Annotated in this window: 17 protein-coding genes; 10 read left to right on the top strand and 7 right to left on the bottom strand. The window is 72.1% G+C overall.

Going from position 1 to position 22,073, the window contains the following annotated elements:
- Positions 1-428: 428 nt before the first annotated feature.
- The gene (gene putA / locus ACFQ2D_RS05655; protein WP_280943787.1) at positions 429-3,638 is read left to right on the top strand and encodes a bifunctional proline dehydrogenase/L-glutamate gamma-semialdehyde dehydrogenase PutA; all 3,210 of its coding nucleotides are present in this window, start codon (positions 429-431) and stop codon (positions 3,636-3,638) included.
- A 998-nt stretch (positions 3,639-4,636) separates the two neighbouring features.
- On the opposite strand, the gene ACFQ2D_RS05650 is transcribed toward putA, so the two are convergent.
- A complete protein-coding gene (locus tag ACFQ2D_RS05650) occupies positions 4,637-5,974 on the bottom strand; it encodes an OmpP1/FadL family transporter (protein ID WP_280943786.1) in 1,338 nt (445 codons plus the stop codon).
- Between the two features lie 207 nt (positions 5,975-6,181).
- Between ACFQ2D_RS05650 and ACFQ2D_RS05645 the strand changes: the two genes are divergently transcribed.
- The 3 genes from ACFQ2D_RS05645 to crcB all read left to right on the top strand — a co-directional run bounded on the left by ACFQ2D_RS05645 (position 6,182) and on the right by crcB (position 7,769).
- Positions 6,182-6,874, top strand: coding sequence for a rhomboid family intramembrane serine protease (locus ACFQ2D_RS05645; RefSeq protein ID WP_280943785.1), 693 nt, complete (start codon positions 6,182-6,184; stop codon positions 6,872-6,874).
- Between the two features lie 79 nt (positions 6,875-6,953).
- The gene (locus tag ACFQ2D_RS05640) at positions 6,954-7,274 is read left to right on the top strand and encodes a DUF1820 family protein (RefSeq protein WP_280943784.1); all 321 of its coding nucleotides are present in this window, start codon (positions 6,954-6,956) and stop codon (positions 7,272-7,274) included.
- 105 nt (positions 7,275-7,379) lie between these two features.
- Complete coding sequence (crcB, locus tag ACFQ2D_RS05635; protein ID WP_280943783.1) at positions 7,380-7,769, top strand: fluoride efflux transporter CrcB; 390 nt, start codon at positions 7,380-7,382, stop codon at positions 7,767-7,769.
- Positions 7,770-7,791: 22 nt separating this feature from the next.
- On the opposite strand, the gene ACFQ2D_RS05630 is transcribed toward crcB, so the two are convergent.
- The 3 genes from ACFQ2D_RS05630 to gpmI form a co-directional block, all read right to left on the bottom strand.
- Positions 7,792-9,360, bottom strand: coding sequence for a S41 family peptidase (locus ACFQ2D_RS05630; protein WP_280943782.1), 1,569 nt, complete (start codon positions 9,358-9,360; stop codon positions 7,792-7,794).
- A 104-nt stretch (positions 9,361-9,464) separates the two neighbouring features.
- Positions 9,465-10,703, bottom strand: coding sequence for a murein hydrolase activator EnvC family protein (locus ACFQ2D_RS05625; protein WP_386795562.1), 1,239 nt, complete (start codon positions 10,701-10,703; stop codon positions 9,465-9,467).
- Positions 10,700-12,256: a 2,3-bisphosphoglycerate-independent phosphoglycerate mutase gene (gene gpmI, locus ACFQ2D_RS05620; RefSeq protein WP_280943522.1), complete on the bottom strand. Its 1,557-nt coding sequence runs from the start codon at positions 12,254-12,256 to the stop codon at positions 10,700-10,702. The genes ACFQ2D_RS05625 and gpmI overlap by 4 nt, the downstream gene beginning before the upstream one ends.
- A gap of 122 nt (positions 12,257-12,378) precedes the next feature.
- Between gpmI and ACFQ2D_RS05615 the strand changes: the two genes are divergently transcribed.
- From ACFQ2D_RS05615 to ACFQ2D_RS05605, 3 genes are all read left to right on the top strand, one after another.
- Positions 12,379-13,053, top strand: a complete 675-nt coding sequence (locus ACFQ2D_RS05615) for a hypothetical protein (protein WP_280943523.1) — start codon at positions 12,379-12,381, stop codon at positions 13,051-13,053.
- Between the two features lie 163 nt (positions 13,054-13,216).
- Positions 13,217-14,899: a M28 family metallopeptidase gene (locus ACFQ2D_RS05610; protein WP_280943524.1), complete on the top strand. Its 1,683-nt coding sequence runs from the start codon at positions 13,217-13,219 to the stop codon at positions 14,897-14,899.
- A gap of 479 nt (positions 14,900-15,378) precedes the next feature.
- A complete protein-coding gene (locus ACFQ2D_RS05605) occupies positions 15,379-15,777 on the top strand; it encodes an MAPEG family protein (RefSeq protein WP_280943525.1) in 399 nt (132 codons plus the stop codon).
- A 191-nt stretch (positions 15,778-15,968) separates the two neighbouring features.
- Here ACFQ2D_RS05605 and tyrS read toward each other — a convergent pair whose 3' ends face one another.
- Entirely contained in the window at positions 15,969-17,186 is a 1,218-nt protein-coding gene (tyrS, locus tag ACFQ2D_RS05600; RefSeq protein WP_280943526.1) for a tyrosine--tRNA ligase, read from the bottom strand.
- 177 nt (positions 17,187-17,363) lie between these two features.
- On the opposite strand from tyrS, the gene ACFQ2D_RS05595 reads away from it, so the two are divergent.
- Genes ACFQ2D_RS05595 through ACFQ2D_RS05585 form a run of 3 tightly spaced genes read left to right on the top strand, consistent with a single transcriptional unit; the run spans position 17,364 to position 20,564 of the window.
- On the top strand, positions 17,364-18,851 hold the full coding sequence (locus ACFQ2D_RS05595) for a M23 family metallopeptidase (RefSeq protein ID WP_280943527.1): 1,488 nt from the start codon (positions 17,364-17,366) through the stop codon (positions 18,849-18,851).
- A gap of 58 nt (positions 18,852-18,909) precedes the next feature.
- Positions 18,910-20,010: an anhydro-N-acetylmuramic acid kinase gene (locus ACFQ2D_RS05590; protein WP_280943528.1), complete on the top strand. Its 1,101-nt coding sequence runs from the start codon at positions 18,910-18,912 to the stop codon at positions 20,008-20,010.
- A 56-nt stretch (positions 20,011-20,066) separates the two neighbouring features.
- Positions 20,067-20,564, top strand: coding sequence for an acyl-CoA thioesterase (locus ACFQ2D_RS05585; RefSeq protein ID WP_280943529.1), 498 nt, complete (start codon positions 20,067-20,069; stop codon positions 20,562-20,564).
- Between the two features lie 66 nt (positions 20,565-20,630).
- Here ACFQ2D_RS05585 and ACFQ2D_RS05580 read toward each other — a convergent pair whose 3' ends face one another.
- Positions 20,631-21,731 carry an alpha/beta fold hydrolase gene (locus ACFQ2D_RS05580; RefSeq protein ID WP_280943530.1) on the bottom strand — a complete coding sequence of 367 codons (1,101 nt, stop codon included), beginning with the start codon at positions 21,729-21,731 and terminating at the stop codon, positions 20,631-20,633.
- Positions 21,732-21,804: 73 nt separating this feature from the next.
- Positions 21,805-22,068: a hypothetical protein gene (locus ACFQ2D_RS05575; protein ID WP_280943531.1), complete on the bottom strand. Its 264-nt coding sequence runs from the start codon at positions 22,066-22,068 to the stop codon at positions 21,805-21,807.
- Positions 22,069-22,073 lie beyond the last annotated feature (5 nt).

Here is a 22,073-nt window from a genome sequence, read left to right as displayed (position 1 = left end):
CTTCGGTCGCGGCCGGGCGGCCGCAAGCGAACTGGTAATGATTTCGCGGCCGATCCCACGCCGGGGGGCAGCCACGCGGTACCGCGTGCAACGACGCGCACCCGCGATGCGGACGCGCGAAACTACCGAATGGTAGCGGCCGCGGCGCTCGAGGGGCAAGCCGGAGGACCCTCGCGGCGGGGCCGGACGGCGCTTCCCGGCACCCCGGCCGCGACGCCCCGCGGGGCGCAAGGCCGCCTCCGGCGCGGCCTGCGGCCCGCCCGGCGCGATCGTCGGCCAGTGGGCTCGCACGGGCCCACGATCGGCGCGATTGTGCCGGCGCAGGCATCCGGGCCGCGGGAAACGTTCAATCCGCGCCGGTGCGCGCGCGGGAAAATGACGCTTTCCCCGCCATGGCCGCCCGGCCGTGGCGCCCGCCGGGCTCCCAGATGACCACGACCAACCACCCCACCCAAGCACCTTCGGGCCTCCTCGCGCCGCTGCGCGCGGCGATCACCGCCGGCTGGCACCTGGACGAGGCCTCCCACGTGGGCGCGCTGCTCGCCGTGGCCCGCCAGCCCGCGCCAGGCTGGAGCGAGGCCGACCGCGCCGCGGTCCGCGCCACCGCTTCCGACCTGGTGCGCCGGGTGCGGGCGCGTGCGGTCGACCAGGGCGCGATCGAGGCGTTCATGCGCCAGTACGACCTCGGCAGCGAGGAAGGCGTGCTGCTGATGTGCGTGGCCGAGGCGCTGCTGCGCATCCCCGACCAGGACACCGCCGACCGCCTGATCCGCGACAAGCTGGGCGACGCCGACTGGAGGAAGCACATGGGCCAGTCCGACTCGGTGCTGGTCAACGCCTCGACCTGGGGGCTGATGCTGACCGGCCACCTGGTCGACCTGGCCGACGAGACCAAGCGCGACGTGCACGGCGCCTTCAAGCGCCTGGTCGGCCGCGTCGGCGAGCCGGTGATCCGGCTGGCGGTGCGCCAGGCGATGCGGATCATGGGCCACCAGTTCGTGATGGGCCGCACCATCGGCGAAGCACTGGCGCGCTCGCGCAAGGGCGCCAACGCCGCCTACCGCTACTCTTTCGACATGCTGGGCGAGGCGGCCCTGACCGCGCGCGACGCCGACCGCTACTTCAGGGCCTACGGCGACGCGATCGACGCGATCGGCGGCACCGGCCCGTTCGACGACGCGATCGGCGCGCCCTCGATCTCGGTCAAGCTCTCGGCCCTGCATCCGCGCTACGAGCACGCCAAGCGCGCCCGCGTGCTGGACGAGCTTGCCCCGAGGCTGCTGCAGCTGGCGCAGCGCGCGAAGCGCTACAACATCGGCCTGACCATCGATGCCGAGGAGGCCGACCGGCTGGAGCTGTCGCTGGACGTGATCGAAGCGGCCTGGTCGGATCCCTCGCTGGCCGGCTGGGACGGCTTCGGCATCGTGGTCCAGGCCTACCAGAAGCGCGCGCCCTTCGTGATCGACTGGATCGCGGGGCTCGCGCGCGCGCACGGCCGCCGCATCCCGGTGCGCCTGGTCAAGGGCGCGTACTGGGATTCGGAGGTCAAGCGCGCGCAGGTGGACGGCCACGCGACCTACCCGGTGTTCACCCGCAAGCCCAACACCGACGTCAGCTACCAGGCCAACGCGGTGCGCCTGCTGTCGAACACCGACGCGATCTATCCGATGTTCGCCACCCATAACGCGCAGACCATCGCCGCGATCCACCGCATGGCGCAGACCCTGCTGCCGCCGCACCCGGCGCGCGAAAAGCGCAGTGCGCCGTTCGAGTTCCAGAAGCTGCACGGCATGGGCGACGACCTCTACGCCGAGGTGATCCCCGCCGACCGCCTGGGCGTGCCCTGCCGCGTGTACGCACCGGTGGGCTCGCACGAGGACCTGCTGCCCTACCTGGTGCGCCGCCTGCTGGAGAACGGCGCCAACTCGAGCTTCGTCAACCGCATCAGCGACGAGGACGTGTCGATCGACGACCTGGTGCGCGACCCGGTCGAAGTCGTGTCCGGCTTCGACGCCCTCCCCCATCCCCGCATTCCGCTGCCGGTGGACCTGTACCGCAGCTTCGGCCTTGAAAGGAGCAACTCCATGGGCGTGAACCTCGCCGACGACGACCAGCTGCGCCAGCTGGCCGCGCAGATCGACGCCGCCGCCGCCGACTGGCGCGCCGGCCCGCTGGTCCCCGGCGCGCAGCCGGGCGGCCCGATGGTCGAGGTGACCAACCCGGCCGACCGCCGCCAGCGCGTGGGACAGTGGCAGGCCGCCGACGCCGCCACCGTCGAGCGCGCCCTGGCCAACGCGGTGGCCGCGCAGCCGGCCTGGGACGCGACCCCCGCCGCCTCGCGCGCCGCCATCCTCGAACACGCGGCGGGCCTGCTCGAGCAGCGCATGGCGCAGTACATCGCGCTGTGCACCAGGGAAGCGGGCAAGACCATTCCCGATGGCGTGGCCGAGGTGCGCGAGGCGGTGGACTTCCTGCGCTACTACGCCGGCCAGGCGCGCCAGCTGTTCGCACCCGAGGCGCTGCCCGGTCCGACTGGCGAGTCCAACACCCTGCAGCTGGCGGGGCGCGGCGTGTTCGTCTGCATCAGTCCCTGGAACTTCCCGCTGGCGATCTTCCTGGGCCAGGTCGCCGCGGCGCTGGCCGCGGGCAACAGCGTGATCGCCAAGCCGGCCGAACAGACCACGCTGGTCGGCTGGCATGCGGTGCAGCTGCTGCACGAGGCCGGCATCCCGACGGACGTCCTGCAGTACGTGCCGGGCGACGGCGCCAGCGTCGGCGCCGCGCTCACCGCCGACCCGCGCGTGGCCGGCGTGGCCTTCACCGGTTCGACCGACACCGCACGCGCCATCAATCGCGCCATGGCCGCGCGCGATGCCGCGATCGGCGTGCTGATCGCCGAGACCGGCGGGCAGAACGCGCTGATCGCCGACTCCTCGGCCCTGCCCGAGCAGCTGGTCAAGGACGCGCTGGCCTCGGCCTTCACCTCGGCCGGCCAGCGCTGCTCGGCCGCGCGCGTGCTGTTCGTCCAGGCCGACATCGCCGACAAGGTGGTCGAGATGATCGCCGGCGCCATGGCCGAGCTGCAGGTCGGCGATCCGGCGCTGCTGTCGACCGACGTCGGCCCGGTGATCGACACTGATGCGAAGTGCCTGCTCGACGAGCACGCCGGCCGCATGCAGGGGCAGGCGCGCCTGATCGCGGAAGCGCCGCTGGGCGAAGGCACCGCCCATGGGACCTTCTTCGCGCCGCGTGCGTGGGAGCTGGAGTCGCTGTCGCAGCTCACCCGCGAGAACTTCGGACCGGCCCTGCACGTGATCCGCTGGAAGGCCAGCGAACTGGACGCGGTGGTCGACGCGATCAACGCCACCGGCTACGGCCTGACCTTAGGGATCCATTCGCGCATCGACGAGACGGTCGAGCGCATCGTGCAGCGCGCGAAGGTGGGCAACGTCTACGTCAACCGCAACCAGATCGGCGCGGTGGTGGGCGTGCAGCCCTTCGGCGGGCAGAACCTGTCGGGCACCGGCCCCAAGGCCGGCGGCCCGCACTACCTGCCGCGCTTCGCCACGGAAAAGACCGTCACCATCAACACCACCGCCGCCGGCGGCAACGCCTCGCTGCTGACGTTGGGCGAATAGCTGCTGCTTGCGCGGCATGCCGCGCGCAGCTATGAGCGCCCGTCGCGCTGCGACGGGCCGGATGCTTGGCGCGATCAATGAGCACGGCTGCGTACGAACGAACGCCCGCCGTGCTACGGCGGTCCGGACGCTTCGCGCGATCGATGAGCACGGCTGCGTAACGAACGAACGCCCGCTGCGCTGCAGCGGGCCGGACCGAATAGCCGCAGTTTGCGCCGTACTGTCGCGCAGAGCTATGAGCGCCCGCCGCGCTGCCGCGGGCCGGATCGAGTGAATACGTTTGCGAAGCACTGCTAGGGGCGCGCACGAACCCCGCGGTGCTACGGCGGCCGGACCGGGTCGCCGCGGCCTGCGCGGCGCTGTTGCGCGTGGATGCAGGGCCGGGGCCCGGCAAGCGACGGAGCTGCCGCGGTTCCGCGTCTTCGTTGGCCCCCACCCCAGCCCTCCCCCGCAAGCGGGGGAGGGAGCGGTGCGCGGCGATCCGTACAGCTGCCGCCTTCTTTCCTGCCGCCTTCCTTCTCGCTGCCTTCTTTCCTGCTGCCTTCCGACCGCCTTCCTTCTCGCTGCCTTCTTTCCTGCTGCCTTCCGACCGCCTTCCTTCCCGTCGCCTTCCTGCCGCCCTCCCTGCCGGCCGCCTTCCTTCCTTTTGCCTTCCTTCCTGTCGCCTTCCTTCCCGCTACCCTTTCGCGCCGCCGGCCTCCGGCCGCATCTCCCGTCCGCGCCCTGCAACAGCAGGTCGGCCACGCCGCCGCCTGCCGAACCCGGCAGCCAGGCGGCGACGAACGCGTCGGCGGCGTTGATCTCGCGGTTGAGCCACAGCGGGCGGCCGCTCAGGAACACCGCCACCACGCCGCCTCGCCGGACAACTCCCTCCCCCGCTCGCGGGGGAGGGCTGGGGTGGGGGCCACCGGAGCCACGAGGGTCATGGCCCACGCCCCACCCGAGGCCAAAAAAAAGCCCCGCCGAAGCGGGGCCTTTTCAACACGCGTCTGCAGCGATCAGAACCGGTACTGCGCCGACACGCCGTACAGGTTGGCGCTGCCATCGAACGGCCCGACGATGCGGCTGCCGCTCGACGTGGCGTCCACGCGCGGGTCGTCGGGCTTCAGGTGGCTGAAGGCGAAGTTGACGTCCAGTGCGTCGCTGACCGCCCAGGTGGCGCCGATCGAGTACCAGCGGCGATCGTCGTCGGGCAGGCGCGGGGTGCGGTGCACCAGGCTGGTCGGGGTCTGGTCGTCGGCGATGCCACCGCGCAGGGTCCAGCGGTCGTTGAGCTTGTACTCGGCGCCCAGCGAGACGAAGGTCGAATCGCTCCACTCGAAAGGCTCGACCGCGTCGGGATCCGGGTTGTCGAACTCGATGCGCACTTCGCGCAGCGACGACCAGCCGGTCTCGGCCCAGCTGGCCGACAGCGCGAAGCGCTCGTTGACCTGCCAGTGGGCGCCGACCTGGAGGACCGACGGGGTGGTCAGCGCCGCGCCGCCCGGGCCGTCCTGGAACAGCGGCGCGGTCATCGGACTGGCGCCGAACACAGCCGCCACGTTGCCCGGCACGGTCCAGTCGGCGGTGCCGACCAGGTCGTAGTCGATCTCGGACCGGTAGCTCACGCCCAGCGCGAAGCTGTCGGTCGGGCGGAAGTGCGCGCCGACCAGCCAGCCGAGGCTGGTGTCGTCGCCCTGGATCTCGACGAAGCCGTCGGCCGCCTGCGGCAGCGCGAAGGGCAGCGGGCGGGTCTGCGGGTTGGAGTACAGCAGGGTGCCGAAATCGACCGAGCGCGACAGGGTCACGTCGGCGCGCGAGATGATCGCTCCGATGCCGACCGAGAAGCGGTCGGTGATGTCGATCGCGCCGGACAGCGCGAGGTCGACGATCTGCACGTCGGAGGTGTGGGCGAAGTAGCGGCCCACCCAGTTGTCGTCGTACTCGGTCTTGAGGCCGAACGGCGCGCTGACCATCGCGCCCAGCGCGACGCCGTTGTCGAGCTTGCGGATGTAGGACATCGCCGGGACCGGGGTCACGCCGCCGGCGTTGCCGCCGTTGCTGCCGGTCATCGGACGGCCGAAGGCGTCGGTGGCCGTGCCTTCGAACTCGTAGTTGAGGTCGATCGCGGTCACGTCGATCTGGAAGGTGCTGCCCTCGAACTGGGTCATCACCGCCGGGTTGTTGGTGACCACCGAGGAATCGCCGGTCTTGGCGGCGGTGCCCGCGAAGGAACTGCCCTGGGACTTGACGCTGTTTTCCTTGAGCTGGAAGCCGGCGGCCTGGACATTGGACGCGAAGGCCATGGCGCCGGCGATGCCGAGGGCCAGGACGGTAACGTGGGGAAGCTTGCGCATTCGTGGTTCTCTCTTACCGGTGACGGGGTGTGCCGCGCGCCGCGTGGCTCGCGGGCGGGGCCCGCCTTCGCCGCCGGAATTCTCCCTCCCGACCACGACGCGCGCCGCACTATACCGTACTGCGCCGTGTGGTAAACGTGCGTTCCGGCACGCGACAGGCCGCTCGAACTTGCGCCGGCAAGTCCCTGAACGGGTATGGTTGCCGGCATGTTCGTGTCCGTCCCCACCCGCTCCCGCACCGCGCTGCGCTGGGCCACCCCGCTGCTGGCCGCGGCCCTGTGGGGGGCCTTCGTCTGGGCCGTGTCGCGCCCGGATGCCAGCCAGCGGGCCCTGATGCTGGAGTGGGGGGCCCTGGCGGGCGGGCCGGCCGGGGTCGACCCGTGGCAGCCCTGGCTGGACGCCGGCCACTGGCTGCGGCTGCTGAGCGCGCTGTTCCTGCACGCCGACTGGGCGCACCTGCTGGGCAACCTGGTGTTCCTGCTGATCTTCGGCCTGCCGGCCGAACGGGTGATGGGTCCGTGGCGGTTCCTGGCCCTGTTCTTCCTGGGCGGCGGCCTGGCCAACCTGTTCGCGGTGCTGGTGATCGGCGCGCCCGACCGGCTGATCATCGGCGCCAGCGGGGCGGTCTCGGCCCTGATCGGCGCCTACCTGGCGCTGTTCCCGCAGGCCCGGCTGGGCGTGGTGGTCCCGCTGGGGCTGTTCCTGGAGTTCGTCCGCGCCCCGGCCTCGCTGCTGATCGGGGTGTGGGCGGCGCTGCAGGTGGTGTTCGCCTACATCGGCCCGGCGTTCGGCGCCGTGGCCTGGGCCGCGCATGCGGCCGGCTTCGCGTTCGGCATCGTGTTCGCGATGGCCTCGCGCGGCGCCATCGCCAAGCGGCTGCGCCGGGCCAAGGGGTACTGAGCCGGCGGGCTTGCGAAGCGCGCGCGCCACCCTCACTTCCAGCCGACAGCACCCGCACCCTCCGCCACCCCTCCGAACGATGTCCAAGCCGCTTTACAAGATCACCTTCCTCAACCATGGCAAGGTCTACGAGCTGTACGCGCGACGCGTGGACAGCGGCCGGCTGTGGGGTTTCGTCGAGGTCGCGGAACTGGTCTTCGACGTCCACGAGGGCCTGGTGGTCGACCCCACCGAGGAGCGCCTGCGCGACGAGTTCGGCAACACCCGCGCCCTGCACCTGCCCATGCAGTCCATCCTGCGGGTCGAGGAAGTGGAGAAGAAGGGACAGTCGGCGATCCGCGATGCCGTATCGGGGGAGAAGGTGGTCACCCCCTTCCCGCTGCCCGCCAAGCCGCGCTAGGACGCCCGGCGGCCTTGCCGGACCCGCATGCCGCAGGCCGCCCAGGCCTGGGCGATACTTGCGGCGAGGCCCTGCGGGGCGTTCCCACCGCCCGACCGGAAGCCCATGGCATCGACTCCCGCCGCCCTCGCCCTCGTCGCCGCCGGCGGCGCCGCCGGCTCGCTGGCGCGCTACCTGCTGTCGGCCTGGACGATGCAGCCGCCCGCGGCGCAGAAATTCCCGCTCGGCACCCTGCTGGTGAACCTCGCCGGCTGCCTGGGCGCCGGCCTGCTGGCCGGCCTGGCCGAACGCCAGGCCGGCTGGCTCGACGAGGAGCTGCGCCTGCTGCTGTTCGTCGGCGTGCTCGGCGGCTTCACCACCTTCTCGGCCTTCGGCCTGGAGACCGTGCAGTTGCTGCGGCGCGGGGAGTGGCTGCTGGCCGGCGGCTACGTCGGCGCGAGCGTGCTGCTGGGGCTGGGCCTGATCGCGCTGGGGATCCGGCTGGCGGCTCCCTGAGCACGCCCCACCGACGCCGCGGCTAGTTCGCTGCCGCCGCCGCGCGCGGGGCGGCGGGCTTCTTGAGTTCGGCCAGCGCCGCCTGGATCGGCCCCTCGCCCGGCAGGACATCGCCGGCGCTGGCGCCCTCCTCCTCGTCGCCGCGCAGGTGGCCGGGCAGCGCGGCCTCGGTCTGGCGCGGCCCCGCGGCCTGGCCGTCGTCGCCTTCCGGCTTCAGCACGACATCCGGATCGATGCCGCGCGCCTGGATCGAACGGCCGCTCGGCGTGTAGTAGCGCGCGGTGGTGAGCTTGACCGCGTCGCCATTGCCCAGCGGCAGCAGGGTCTGCACCGAGCCCTTGCCGAAGCTGCGGCTGCCGACGATGCGGGCACGGCCATGATCGTGCAGGGCGCCGGCCAGCACCTCGGAGGCGCTGGCCGAGCCGGCGTCGATCAGCACTACCACCGGAGCGCCTTCGAGCAGGTCGCCCGGGGTGGCGTTGAACTCGGTGTCGTTGGCGTCGATGCGGCCGCGCGTGCTGACGATGCGGCCCTTGTCGAGCAGGTCGTCGGCCACGCGCACGGCCGCGGTCAGCAGGCCGCCCGGGTTGCTGCGCAGGTCGATGACCAGGCCGCGCAGCCGGCCGCCCGCATCGTCGCGCAGCTTCGCGACAGTGCGCGAGAAGTCCTCGCCGGTCTCGACCTGGAAGGCGCTGATGCGCACGTAGCCATAACCCGGCTCGAGCATGCGCCCGCGCACGCTCGCCACCCGGATGGTCTCGCGGCGCACGGTGATCTGCAGCGGCTGCGCCTCGCCCTCGCGCACCACGCCCAGCACCAGGCTGCTGCCCGGCGGCCCGCGCAGCGGGCCGGCGCCCTCGGCGTCGGCCGGACGCAGCTCGCGCCCGTCCACCGACACGATCACGTCGCCGGCGCGGATACCGGCCTTGGCCGCCGGCGTGTCGTCGATCGGCGCGATCACGCGGACCTTGCCGTCGGGCAGTTGCAGCACCTCCACGCCGATGCCGTCGTAGGCGCCGGTGGTGCCTTCGTTGAAGGCCTGGGCCGCGTTCTTTTCCAGGTAGGCGCTGTGCGGATCGAGGTCGAGCAGCAGGCCGCGGATGGCGGCGTCCATCAGCTTGCGGTCGTCCACCGGATCGACGTAGCCGGCGCGGATCGCGTTGAACAGGCCCACGTAGCGGCGAATCTCCTCCAGCGGCACCCGCGTGGTGGCGCTTTCGACAGCGTCCGGATCGTCGCTGGGGCCGGCCACTGCGTCGTCGTCCGGTGCTGCACCGGGCGCCACCTGTTCCGGCTCCCGCGCGCCAGGCGGGTCTGCCGGCGCCGGCGCGTCCTGCCCGTCCTGCGAATCGCCGGGCGATGGCGCCGCCTGCGCGCCATCCCGCGGCTGCGGTTCCGCAGGCGTCGCGGGGTCCCTGGCCTCGTCCACTGCGGCTGGCGATGCCGGCGACTGCGCGGGCGCGGCCTGGCCGGCGCCATCGATGGCCACCGGCACGGTGCGCGTTCCGTCCGCCTCCTGCGCTGCGACAGGCACGGCGGCCAGCCCCAGCGGCAGCAGGACGGGAAGCAGCAGCGAGGTGCGGAGGGTCATGCAGGACTCCAGGCAGGGACGGCGCGGCCGCGCGATGCGCGGTTCACCCGATTATGCGGGCCAGCCGCGGCGTTTCGTGAAGCGCGACTGGCTGCACGCGTCGCTCAGCGTCGCTGCAGGAAGCTGGTCGGGTTGACCGGCTGCCCGTTCCGGCGCAGCTCGAAATACAGCGCCGGCTGGCCTTGTCCGCCGGAATTGCCGACCGTGGCGACCGGATCGCCCCGCTTGACCGGCGTCCCGGCTTCCTTCAGCAGGGTTTCGCAGTGGGCGTACAGGCTCATCGCGCCGTTGCCGTGGTCGACGATCAGGATCATGCCGTAGCCGGTCATCCATTCGGCGAACACGACCGTGCCGTCGGCCACCGCCTGCACGCGCGTGCCGACCGGCGCGCCGATCAGCACGCCGCTGCTGCTGCGTCCGTCGGGCATGCGGCCGCCGTAGCCGGCCAGCAGCGTGCCCGACAGCGGCCAGCCCAGGCCGCCGACCTGGATCGGCGCGGCCCGTGACGTCGCGGGCGCGGGGCTGCGGCGTGCGCCGGTGCTGCCGGCCGGCTCGCGCGCCGCGCGTGCGGCCGCGGCGCGGCGTTCCGCCTCGGCGCGGGCCGCGGCGGCGCGCAGGCGCGCCAGCAGGCGCTCGAGCGATTTCGCGTCGCGCCCCAGCGCCTGTTCGCGCGAACTGCGGTCGCGGTAGCGGCGATCGAGCTGCGACACCGCCTGCGCATGCGTGCGGCGGTCGCCCTCGAGCGCCTGCAGCTGCTCGCGCTGGCGCGCGCGGGTCTGCTCCAGCGCGGCCTGGCGCTCGGCGATGCCGCGTTCGAGCGCGTCGAGTTCGGACAGCTCCTTGCCCAGCGCGTCGATGCGTTCGGCGCGCTGGCGCTGCAGGTAGCGATGGTAGGTCAGCGCGCGCCCGGCCTCGGCCACCTGGTCCTGCGCCAGCAGCAGTTTCAGCGGCGCGGCACTGCCGGTGGCGTAGGCCGAGCGCAGCAGCGCGTGCAGTTCGCCGCGCTGCGCGTCCACGCGCGCCTGCAGGGCGTCGCGCCGCCCGGCCAGTTCGGCCAGCGCGGCCTGTTGCCGCTCCAGCTCGGCCTCGGTCTCGCGCAGCGTGCGCGCCGAACGCGCGAGCCGCTCGTCGGCCGAACGCAGCCGGGTGGCGGCCTCGCCGCGCTCGCCTTCCAGCCGGCGCCGTTCGCGCGCGACTTCGTCGAGCTCCTTGCGTACGCGCTCGAGCCGGCGCTCGGCGTCGCGGCTGTCGCGCTGCGCGACTGCCTCGGGAGACGGCGCGAGGCCGGCGGCGAGCAGCGCCAGCGCCGCCCACGCCAGCCGCGCGCGCGCCGGCAGGATCATCCCTTGGGAACCAGCAGGGTCGCGCCGGTCATCTCGGCGGGCTTGTCGAGCCCGAGCAGGTCGAGCAGGGTCGGCGCCAGGTCGCGCAGCGCGCCGCCGCGGCGCAGGCTCGCGTCGCGGCTGCCCACGTAGACCAGGTCCACCGGGCCGACCGTGTGCGAAGTATGCGGTTCGCCGGTCTCGGGGTCGCGCATCATCTCGCAGTTGCCGTGGTCGGCGGTCACCAGCAGTTCGCCTCCCTTCGCGCGCACCGCGGCCACGATCTGCCCCACCGCGCGATCCACCGTCTCCACCGCCTTGATCGCCGCCGACAGCACGCCGGTGTGGCCGACCATGTCGGGATTGGCGAAATTGCAGATGATCGCGTCGAAACGCTCGGCCTCGATCGCCTCGACCAGGCGCGCGCACACTTCCGGCGCGCTCATTTCCGGCTGCAGGTCGTAGGTGGCCACCTTCGGGCTCGGCACCAGGATGCGCTCCTCGCCCGGATAGGGGTCCTCGCGGCCGCCGCTGAGGAAGAAGGTCACGTGCGCGTACTTCTCGGTCTCGGCGATGCGCAGCTGGGTCATCGAGTTGGCGCCCAGCACCTCGCCCAGGGTGTTGGCGAGGTTGTCCGGCGCGAAGGCCACCGGTGCCGGCAGGCTGGCGTCGTATTCGGTCAGGCACACGAAGCGCGACAGCGACGGGCGGCGCACCCCCGCGCCAAGGCCGTCGAATCCCGGCGAGACGAACGCGGCGCTGAGCTGGCGCGCGCGGTCGGCGCGGAAGTTCATGAACACGATCGCGTCGCCGTCGCGCATCGGCTGCGCGCCGGCCAGCGCGGTCGGCTTGACGAACTCGTCGTTCTCGCCCCGCGCGTAGGCGGCCTGCAGCGCGGCGAGCGCATCGGGCGCCTCGCCTTGGGCGTCCACGATCGCGTCCCAGGCCAGGCGTACGCGCTCCCAGCGCTTGTCGCGGTCCATGGCGTAGTAGCGGCCCGACACGCTGGCCACGTGTGCATTGCCCAGCGCGGCGCAGCGGTCGTGCAGCGCGTGCAGGCTGGGCTCGGCCGAGCGCGGCGGCATGTCGCGCCCGTCCAGGAACGCATGCACCGCCACCCGCGGCACGCCGCGCCGCGCCGCCAGGCCGAGCATCGCGAACAGGTGGCGCTCATGGCTGTGCACGCCGCCCGGCGAGACCAGGCCCATCAGGTGCAGGGTGCCGCCGCTGGCCAGCACCGCGTCGCAGGCGGCGTTGAGTTCGGCGTTGTCGAAGAAGCTGCCGTCCTCGATCGCCGCGTCGATGCGGGTCAGGTCCTGGTAGACGATGCGGCCGGCGCCGATGTTCATGTGCCCGACTTCGGAATTGCCCATCTGCCCGTCCGGCAGGCCGACGTGGCGGCCCTCGGTGTGGACCAGGGTCGTGGGGTGCCCGGCCAGCAGGCCGCGCCAGGTGGGCACGTCGGCCAGCGCGATGGCGTTGTCGTCCGGATCGTCGCGATGGCCCCAGCCATCGAGGATCAGCAGGACGACGGGCTTGGGGCGCGCGGAGCGGGAAGCGGGGGCGGCTGGCACGGACGGGAGTCCCGGTGACTTTCGACCGGTGCGATTGTAGCCGCGCGGGCGCAAGCTGTCGGACAACGCCATCGCCGCGCAACCGTTGCAGCGGCAACCGCGCCCCGTCCGGAGGATCGTCCATGCCACGCACCCGCGTTTCCCTGTCCCTGGCCCTGGCCGCCGTGCTGTGCACCGCACCCGCGCTGGCGCAGCAGGAGATCAGCAAGGTCAACGGCAGCATCGTCGCGCAGGCGGGCCGCCCCTACGGCGACGTGGAAACGGTGAACGGCAGCATCACCATCGAGGGCGGCGCCAGCGTCAAGGACGCGGAGACGGTGAACGGCAGCATCCGCGCCGCCGACGACATCGGCGCGGCCAGCCTGTCCACGGTCAACGGCAGCATCCGCGTCGGCGAGCGCGCCACCGTGCGCGGTGGCGTGGAGACGGTGAACGGCAGCATCTTCATCGGCGCCGGCGGCCGGGTCGGCGGCGACGTGGAAACGGTGAACGGCGCGATCGGCCTGGTCGACGTGGACGTGGACGGCCGCGTCGCCACCGTGAGCGGCGACATCACCGTCGGCGTCGGCTCGCACGTGCGCGGCGGGATCCATGTCGACAAGCCTTCTTCCAACTGGTTCCCGGTGCAGATCAACAAGCGCAAGCCGAAGATCGTGATCGGACCGGGCGCGGTGGTCGAAGGCGACCTGGTGTTCAAGCGCGAGGTCACCCTGTACGTGCACGAGACCGCGCGCGTGGGCAAGGTGACCGGCGCCACGCCGGTGTCCTACAGCACGGCGCAGTCGCCGCAGGATTGAGGACCCCGCGCGGCGCGACCGGTCGCGGACCCGCTGCCGGCCTGCGCGCCCGCGGCACTGCCCCCGGTTCCGCAGGCGCCTGGGCGTCGCCCCGGGTGGTGGACCCTCGCCGGTCGCGGCCGGCGTAGAATCGGCGGTTCCGGTTTCCTGGGAGTTCCACCGAATGCGTTCACCCCTGATCCTCGCCTGCGCCGGCAGCCTGCTGCTGGCCGCGTGCAGCCGCGAGCCCGCTGCGCCTGCCGCCGATCCTGCAGCCGACAGCAGCGCGGCCGCCGAACACACGTTCAAGCCGGAGATCGACGCCGACGACCTGCGCGTGCTGGTCTCCACCCTGGCCTCGGACGAGTTCGAGGGCCGTGCGCCCGGTTCGGCGGGCGAGGACAAGACCGTCGAGTACATCAAGGCGCAGTACGAGCGCATCGGCCTGAAGCCCGGCGGCGACAACGACACCTACTTCCAGACCGTGCCGATGGTCGAGACCACGGCCGACGACACGACCGTGCTGCGCCTGGACAGCAACGGCAGCACGCGCGAACTCAAGTTCGGCACCGAGATGGTGCTGGGCACGCGTACCGGCCAGGCCGAGGTCTCGGTCAAGGACAGCGAGCTGGTGTTCGTCGGCTACGGCGTCAATGCCCCCGAGCAGGACTGGAACGATTACGCCGGCCTCGACGTCAAGGGCAAGACCGTGGTCATCCTGGTCAACGACCCGGGTTTCCACGCCAACGACGAGTCGCTGTTCGACGGCAACCGCATGACCTATTACGGCCGTTGGACCTACAAGTTCGAGGAAGCCGCCCGCCAGGGCGCGGCCGCGGCGCTGATCGTGCACGACGACGAAGGCGCGGCCTACGGCTGGGACGTGGTCAAGAACTCCTGGTCGGGCCCGCAGTTCGACCTGCGCGCCGAGGACGATCCGGAACCGCGCATCCCCGCGCAGGGCTGGATCACCGGCGACGTCGCGCGCCAGCTGTTCGCCGATTCGGGCCTGGAGCTGCAGGAGATGTATGCCGCCGCCAACCGCCGCGGCTTCAAGGCGGTGCCGCTCAAGGCCAAGCTGTCCTTCGACCTGCGCAGCACCGTGACCGAGAAGTCCTCGCGCAACGTGATCGGCTACCTGCCGGGCACCGAGGCGCCGGAAGAGACGGTGATCTACCTGGCCCACTGGGACCACCTGGGCAAGCACGAGGGCGAGGGCGACACGATCTACAACGGCGCCGTGGACAACGCGACCGGCGTGGGCGGCATCATCGAGATCGCGGAAAAGTTCGCCGCGCAGCCGCCGCGCCGCTCGGTGGTGTTCCTGGCGGTGACGCTGGAGGAGTCGGGCCTGCTGGGCTCGAAGTACTACGTCGCCCAGCCCTCGTTCCCGCTGGAGAAGACGGTGGGCGTGATCAACCTGGACGCGATGAGCGTGGCCGGGCGTTCGCGCGACGTGGTGGTGACCGGCAAGGGCAACTCCGAACTGGAAGACATCCTGCTCACCCACGCCGGCTTGCAGCAGCGCAGCCTGGTCGAGGAAGGCAACCCGGCCGGCGGCTTCTACTTCCGCTCCGACCACTTCAACTTCGCCAAGGCCGGCGTGCCGGCGCTGTACGCCAAGGGCGGCGGCGACCTGGTGGAAGGCGGCAGCGAGGCCGGTCGCGCGTCCAGCGAGGAATACGCGCGCCGCTACCACCAGCCGGGCGACGAGATCCACGACGGCTGGCGCTTCGACGGCATGGTCGAGGACCTGGACCTGCTGCACGCGGTGGGCCAGGACCTGGCGGCCGGCAGCACCTGGCCGAACTGGTACGAGGGCAACCCCTTCAAGGCAGCGCGCGACGCGCAGCGCGCGGGCCAGTAAGGCCCCCGTCGGCACCCCACAACACCGGAAGCGGCGCCGCAAGGCGCCGTTTCCGTTTGCGTCGCGTTGCGCCCCTGCTAGCCCTCCTCGGCGAGCGGAGGAGGGAGCAGACGACCGCCGCCGCGCCCGTTCGCGTTGCGCCGTCGCTCCCACCCCAACCCTCCTCCGCGAGCGGGGGAGGGAGCAGAGCGATCGCGCGACGCTTCCGTTCCCGTAGCGCGGTCGCCCAAAACCTCCCCCTGAGCGGACGAGGCAGCAGGACGGCCGCGCGCCGCTCTCATACGCGTCGCGTCGTTCCCCTGTCCTGGACTGCGAGCGGGGAAGGAACAGAACGACCGGCTTGGCGAACGCTCTTCCCCTCCCCCGCCTGCGGGGGAGGGACAGCGCGCAGCGCGCGAGGGTGGGGGCCGGCGCCGGCCCCGTGTCCTCACGGCCTCTCGCCTGCCCTACCCTGTCCCCACCCGACCCCGGAGACCGCCATGACCCTCGCGACCGCCTACTGGTGCGTGCTGCTCGCCGCCGTGCTGCCCTACGTCTGGATCGCCCTCGCCAAGTCCGGCGGCCAGGGCTACAACAACCGCAACCCGCGCGCCTGGGTCGCCAAGCAGGAAGGCAACTACCGGGTGCAGCGCGCGAACGCGGCGCACCTCAACGCCTTCGAGGCCTTCGCGCCGTTCGCGGCCGGGGTGGTGATGGCGCAGCTGGCTGGCGTGGCCCACGCCACCATCGCCATGCTGGCGGTCGCCTTCATCGTGCTGCGCGTGCTGCACGGGGTGCTCTACCTGGCCGACCAGCCGCTGGGCCGCAGCCTGGTCTGGATGGGCGGCTATGGATGCGTGCTGGCGCTGCTGGGTCTGGCCGCGCTGCGCATCGCCTGATGTCCCGGCGTTGCTGCGACTGCGGATCGGCCGGCGGCGCCGCTTCCGGCACGCGCAGGCCCGGCGCCGTCACCGCGATGGAGTAATGCAGGCCCGCGCGCGCGATCGCCGCCAACGCCAGCAGCGCGGCAGCGGTTGCGATGCCCGGGATGATCCTGCGCCGCGACGGCCATGCCGGCCCGGCGCCGTCGTCAGCCGGCGACCAGGCGCACCCGCGCGAAGTTGCGCTTGCCCACCTGCAGCACGCCCTCGAAACCCGGGGCGAACACCCGACCGGCGTCCTCGATCACGTCGCCGTCCACCTTGACCGCGCGCTCCCTGAGCTTGCGGTTGGCCTCGGAGTTGGACGGGGTGATCCCGGCGGCGGTCAGCAGCGCGGCGATGCGCAGGCCCTCGGCCGGCACCGCCACGTCCTGCAGCGGCAGCAGCGAGGTATCGCCCTGGCCGGTCACCGCCGCATGCCAGCCGGCGATCGCGGTCTCGGCCGCGGCCGCATCGTGGAAGCGGGTGGCCAGCTCGCGCGCCAGGCGCAGCTTGACGTCGCGCGGATTGAGTCCGGCCTCGACCTCGGCGCGCAGCGCGCGCGCCTCGTCGATCGAGATCTCGAAGCTCAACAGCTCGATCCACTTCCACATCAGCGCGTCGCCGATCTTCATCGTCTTGTTGACGATGTCGATCGCCGGCTCGGCGATGCCGATGTAGTTGCCCAGCGACTTGCTCATCTTGTTGACGCCGTCCAGCCCCTCCAGCAGCGGCATGGTCAGCACCACCTGCGGCGCCTGGCCGTGCGCTTCCTGCAGGCCCCGGCCCATCAGCAGGTTGAACTTCTGGTCGGTGCCGCCCAGCTCGACGTCGGCCTGCAGCGCCACCGAGTCGTAGCCCTGCACCAGCGGGTAGAGGAACTCGTGGATCGCGATCGGCTGCTGCGCCGCATAGCGCTTGGCGAAGTCGTCGCGCTCGAGCATGCGCGCCACGGTGTGCTGGCCGGCGAGGCGGATCATGTCGGCCGCGCCCATCTTGCCGAACCACTCGCTGTTGAAACGCACCTCGGTGCGCTCGCGGTCGAGCACCTTGAACACCTGCGCCTCGTAGGTGCGGGCGTTGTCCAGCACGTCCTCGCGCGAGAGGGGCTTGCGGGTGACGTTCTTGCCGGTGGGGTCGCCGATCATCCCGGTGAAGTCGCCGATCAGGAACACCACCTGGTGCCCGAGATCCTGGAACTGCCGCATCTTGTTGAGCAGGACCGTGTGGCCCAGGTGCAGGTCGGGCGCGGTCGGGTCGAAGCCCGCCTTGACCCGCAGCGGGCGCCCCAGCGCCAGGCGGGCGGCCAGGTCCTCGCGCTTGAGGATCTCGTCGGCACCGCGGGCTAGGAGGTCGAGGGCGGCGGAATCGGTCTGGATCGGGGGCATGGGGCGGATTGTCCGGGGAGCGGGACCGGGATTGTGACTCCGGTCAAAAGAAACCATTAAATTTGCGTAAAACCACGTAACGTCCTGAAAATCCTTCACGGACAAGGGTTTGACGCTCGGATTTCATGTGCTTATCGTACCGCGCTGACGCGCCCGTCACGCCCTTTGGACACCGCCATGACGCAGCCGCCCCAGATGTCTCCGGATGACGTCCAGCATCAGGCGATCCGGGAACAGAACCTGCGGGCCGCCGCGGAAAACACCGCCAACGAGGCACGCTACGCCGATCCGCGCGACGCGGCGGCGCGTTTTCCGTTCAACGGCCGCTGGACCCGGCGCGACTGGGCCCACGCCAGCCTGTTCGCCACCCTCGGCGCCCTGGTCATCGGCATGGTGCCGGGCTTTTCCAACGCCATGCGCACCGGTGGCGAAGGCCCGCAGCTGACCACCCTGTCGCTGCCGCTGCCGCCGCTGTCGGCCACGCCGCGCGCGCAGGCCGCGCAGCAGCGGGCCTGGGACCTGGCCAAGGTGGAGAAGGGCCAGACCCTCGGCGCCATCTTCGAATCGCGCGGCATCCCGGCCGCCACCCTGCATCGCCTGCTGGAATCGAGCAGCGACCGCCAGGCGCTGACCCGCCTGCGTCCCGGCGCCGAACTCGGCTTCGACCAGGCCGCCGACGGCCGCCTGGTCGCTTTCCGCTACGACCGCAACGACACCCAGCGCGTGGAACTGTCGCTGGCCGGCGACCAGGTCGTGGAGAAGGTGATCGAGCGCCCGGTCGAGGTCCGCACCGCGGTGATCAGCGGCAAGGTCGGCAAGTCGCTGTTCCATTCGGCGCGCAAGCTGGGCCTCAGCCCGTCGGTGATCAACACGCTGACCGACGAGGTATTCAAGTACGACATCGACTTCGACCGCGACGTCACCTCCGGCGACCGCTTCAGCGTGGTGGTCGAGCAGACCTGGCGCGAGGGCGAGCTGATCCGCAGCGGCCCGGTGACCGCGGCGGTGTTCACCGCCAAGGGCAAGCCGTTCACCGCGGTGCGCTTCGAGCGCGACGGCAAGGGCGAGTACTTCACCGCCGAAGGCCGGCCGCTGAAGAAGAGCTTCATCCGCAGCCCGATCCAGTACGCGCGCCTGAGTTCGCGTTTCGGCACCCGCCGCCATCCGGTGCTGGGCACCTCGCGCATGCACAAGGGCGTGGACTATGCCGCGCGCTCGGGTACCCCGATCATGGCCGCCGGCGACGCGCGCGTGGTCTCGGCCGGCTGGCAGGGCGGCTACGGCAACACCGTCGTGCTCGACCACGGCAAGGGCCACACCACGCTGTACGCGCACATGTCGCGCACCGCGCGGCTGCGCCGCGGCGAGCGCGTCTCGCAGGGCCAGGTCATCGGCTACGTCGGCTCGACCGGCCTGTCGACCGGGCCGCACCTGCACTACGAATTCCGCGTCAACGGCGTGCACCGCAACCCGCTGCAGCACACCATGCCGCCGCCGGAGCCGCTGACCGGCACCGCGCTGGCCCAGTTCCGCCAGCAGACCGCACCGGCGCTGGCGCGGATCCGCGACGTCGAGGAAGTGATCTACGCGACCGTCCCGGCCCAGCCCTCGCAGGCCGATGCCCAGGTGGCCGCGGCCTCCGTGCCGCGCGGCAATCGCGGCTGAGTCCGCGGCGCCGGGCGACGGCCCGGCCGGAGGCCATGCGCCGCCGTAGAATCGGCGCATGCCCGACCTCTTCCTTGGCCTGATCTCCGGCACCAGCGCCGACGGCATCGACGCCGCGCTGGTCGATTTCGACGGCGGCCACGCGCGGCTGGTGTTCGGCCGCACCTATCCCTGGGACCCGGCGCTGCGCGGGCAGCTGGTCGCGCTCGGCCAGCAGGGCGCCTCGCTCTCGCTCGACGCGATCGCCGAGCTGGACGTACGCGTGGCGCGCGCCTTCGCCGAGGCCGCCAACCTCGCCCTGGCCGACAGCGGCATCCCGGCGGCATCGGTGCGCGCGATCGGCTCGCACGGCCAGACCCTGCGCCACCGCCCCTGGGGGCCGTATCCCTTCACCCTGCAGTTGGGCGATCCCTCGACGCTGGCCGAGCGCACCGGGATCACCGTGGTCGCCGACCTGCGCCGCCGCGACGTCGCCGCCGGCGGGCACGGCGCCCCGCTGCTGCCCGGCCTGCATGCCGCGCTGCTGTCCGCCCCGGACGAGGATCGCGCGGTGCTCAACCTCGGCGGCATTGCCAACCTGACCCTGCTGCCCGCGCGGGGCCGGGTCCGCGGATTCGATACCGGCCCGGCCAATGCACTGATGGATGCCTGGTGCCTGCGCCACCTGGCCGAGGACTTCGACCGCGGCGGCGCCTTCGCCGCCAGCGGGCGGGTCGACGAGGAACTGCTGGCGCGGCTGCTCGACGACCCCTGGTTCACCGCACCCCCGCCCAAGTCCACCGGCCGCGACCACTTCCACCTGGGTTGGGTCGAGGCGCGGCTGCGCGGCGACGAGGCCGCGGCCGACGTGCAGGCGACGCTCAACGCGCTGACCGCGCGCACCGTGGCCAGCGCCCTGCTGGCGACCCAGCCGGACACGCGGCGGGTGATCGCCTGCGGCGGCGGCGTGCACAACCCGCAACTGATGGCGGCGCTGGCCGCCAGCCTGCCCGACACGCGGGTCGAGTCCACCGCCGCGCACGGACTCGACCCCGACCACGTCGAGGCCATGGGCTTCGCCTGGCTGGCGCGCCAGACCCTCCTCGGCCTGCCGGGCAACCTGCCCAGCGTGACCGGCGCGGCCGGGCCGCGCGTGCTGGGCGGGATCTATCCGGCCTGATCCTCCGGCCGGGCGGCCTGCGCTAGCATCGCGCCACTTCCCGGAAGACTCCCGGCATGGGCCCTCCCCGCAACCACCAGCTGTCCATGACCGTGCTGATGACGCCGGACATGGCCAACTTCTCCGGCAAGGTCCACGGCGGCGCCATCCTCAAGCTGCTCGACCAGGTGGCCTACGCTTGCGCCAGCCGCTACGCGGGCCGCTACGTGGTCACCCTGTCGGTGGACCAGGTCACCTTTCGCCAGCCGATCAACGTCGGCGATCTCGTCACCTTCCTCGCCTCGGTGAACTACACCGGGCGCTCGTCGATGGAGGTGGGGATCAAGGTGGTGACCGAGAACATCCTCGCCGGCACCGCCAGCCATGCCAACAGCTGTTTCTTCACCATGGTCGCGGTCGACGAGGACGGCAGCAGCACCGCGGTGCCGCCGCTGCGGCCGGTGACGCCGGACGAGTGCCGCCGCCACGCCGCCGCGCGGGTCCGGCGCGAGCTGCGCCAGGAATTCGAGCAGCGCCGGGCCGCGGCGATGCTCGCCGGCGCCGCACCGGAATAGCTCCAGCCGCGGGACCCGCACACGCTCCACGCCCGGCGCGGCGGTGCCGGGGGCGCCGGTTGCGCGCTATTCGCGCACCAGCGGCCGCACCACCTCGAGCAGGCTGACCAGGGTCTTGCCGGGCTCCTCCCACGGCGCCATGTGGGCCGAGCGCTCGAACCAGACGCCGCGCTTGAACGGTGCCTGCACCGCGTCCAGCCAGTCGGCGGTGGGCTGCGAGGGCGTGGTGTAGTCGTGGCGGCCCATGAACATCACCACCGGGATCGGGAATTCGCGCACGCCGCTGAAATCGACCTCGACGAACTCGTCGAGCACGCGTTCGAGCGTGAACAGGCTGCCTGCGTTGAGTGCGGCGCGATCCTCGGCGTCGTAGTCGGGCGACAGGCGTGCGGCGCCGTAGAACCACAGGTTGGTGGCGTCGCGGTAGGCGGCCATGCCGCCATACTGCTGCGGCCACTTGCGCGCGGCGACGATGCGTTCGCGGGTCAGCGGAGTGGTGCCGGGATACGGCAGCAGCGCCTGGATCTCGCGCACCGCGTCCGCGTCGCCGCGACGCGTCGCCTCGGCCAGGCCGTATTCGATGCTGATGCGCTCGTTCTCGCGCACGTTGATCACCTGGCCGATGCCGACGTAGGCATGGAACAGGTCCGGTCGCGCCTGCGCCGCGTGCATCGCCGGGATCGTGCCCCAGCTGTGCGCCATCAGCACCAGCTTGCGCTTGCCGAGCCTGGCGCGGACGTGTTCGGCGATCGCGACCAGGTCCTCGACATAGGTCTGGATGCGGACCGTGTCGGCGATCGCGTCGGAATGATCCTCGCGCCAGGTCTTGCCGGCGCCACGCTGGTCGTAGTTGACCATCGTGAAGTATTCCTCCAGCGGACGCTGGAACTGCCACAGGCTGGGGATCGTCGGCGTGGCCGGCCCGCCATGCACGAACAGGATCGCCGGATTGGCGCGATCCTGGCCGCGCATGCTGATCCAGTGGTCGAGGCCGTTGATGCGCTGGCGCCAGGTCTCCTGCACGCCGTCAGGGCCCGGGATGCGCATCAGGTCCTCGACCACGGCGCGGGCGCGCGCCGCATCGTCGGCAGGCGCGGACTGCGCGTGCGAGGGGCCGGCGGCCAGCCAGCAGGCGAGGGACAGGACGAAGGCGAGGCAGCGGGTCATGGGCAATTCCGTCTGGACTTGCCTACCCGTGATACGGCCGGCGGCCGCGCGGTTGCATCGTCCCGTGGGTCGTTCAGCCCGGCTCTGGACGCGGGATCCGCCCGATCGACGCATAGCCCGGATCGTCGGGCACCTGCTCCAGCGCCGCGATCATGGCCTGCATCACGTCGGCCTCGTCGTTCTCGAAGCGCACCGAGCCGTCGCCCTCGTAGACGTGCAGCCCCTGCTCGAGCAGGTACTGGAGCGCCCGCGGCAGGTCCCAGCCGCGGGCCTCGGCGACGCGGCGGATCCGGTCGAACAGGATCGGGTCGGCATCCTTGAGCACGATGTCGGTCATCCCTG

Source organism: Luteimonas composti, assembly GCF_042678665.1.
Classification (GTDB): domain Bacteria; phylum Pseudomonadota; class Gammaproteobacteria; order Xanthomonadales; family Xanthomonadaceae; genus Luteimonas; species Luteimonas composti.
The sequence above is the reverse complement of the archived record's forward strand: the minus strand, read 5'-3'. Positions and strand labels throughout refer to the sequence as shown.

Bases quoted from the DNA above. Each gene is read 5' to 3' on its own strand.
- ACFQ2D_RS05585 (WP_280943529.1), top strand. From the start codon at position 20,067: ATGGGCCCTCCCCGCAACCACCAGCTGTCCATGACCGTGCTGATGACG.
- ACFQ2D_RS05610 (WP_280943524.1), top strand. From the start codon at position 13,217: ATGCGTTCACCCCTGATCCTCGCCTGCGCCGGCAGCCTGCTGCTGGCC.
- ACFQ2D_RS05605 (WP_280943525.1), top strand. From the start codon at position 15,379: ATGACCCTCGCGACCGCCTACTGGTGCGTGCTGCTCGCCGCCGTGCTG.
- ACFQ2D_RS05650 (WP_280943786.1), bottom strand. From the start codon at position 5,974: ATGCGCAAGCTTCCCCACGTTACCGTCCTGGCCCTCGGCATCGCCGGC.
- putA (WP_280943787.1), top strand. From the start codon at position 429: ATGACCACGACCAACCACCCCACCCAAGCACCTTCGGGCCTCCTCGCG.
- ACFQ2D_RS05590 (WP_280943528.1), top strand. From the start codon at position 18,910: ATGCCCGACCTCTTCCTTGGCCTGATCTCCGGCACCAGCGCCGACGGC.
- ACFQ2D_RS05625 (WP_386795562.1), bottom strand. From the start codon at position 10,703: ATGATCCTGCCGGCGCGCGCGCGGCTGGCGTGGGCGGCGCTGGCGCTG.
- ACFQ2D_RS05575 (WP_280943531.1), bottom strand. From the start codon at position 22,068: ATGACCGACATCGTGCTCAAGGATGCCGACCCGATCCTGTTCGACCGG.
- tyrS (WP_280943526.1), bottom strand. From the start codon at position 17,186: ATGCCCCCGATCCAGACCGATTCCGCCGCCCTCGACCTCCTAGCCCGC.
- crcB (WP_280943783.1), top strand. From the start codon at position 7,380: ATGGCATCGACTCCCGCCGCCCTCGCCCTCGTCGCCGCCGGCGGCGCC.
- ACFQ2D_RS05595 (WP_280943527.1), top strand. From the start codon at position 17,364: ATGACGCAGCCGCCCCAGATGTCTCCGGATGACGTCCAGCATCAGGCG.
- ACFQ2D_RS05630 (WP_280943782.1), bottom strand. From the start codon at position 9,360: ATGACCCTCCGCACCTCGCTGCTGCTTCCCGTCCTGCTGCCGCTGGGG.
- ACFQ2D_RS05615 (WP_280943523.1), top strand. From the start codon at position 12,379: ATGCCACGCACCCGCGTTTCCCTGTCCCTGGCCCTGGCCGCCGTGCTG.
- ACFQ2D_RS05645 (WP_280943785.1), top strand. From the start codon at position 6,182: ATGTTCGTGTCCGTCCCCACCCGCTCCCGCACCGCGCTGCGCTGGGCC.
- ACFQ2D_RS05580 (WP_280943530.1), bottom strand. From the start codon at position 21,731: ATGACCCGCTGCCTCGCCTTCGTCCTGTCCCTCGCCTGCTGGCTGGCC.
- ACFQ2D_RS05640 (WP_280943784.1), top strand. From the start codon at position 6,954: ATGTCCAAGCCGCTTTACAAGATCACCTTCCTCAACCATGGCAAGGTC.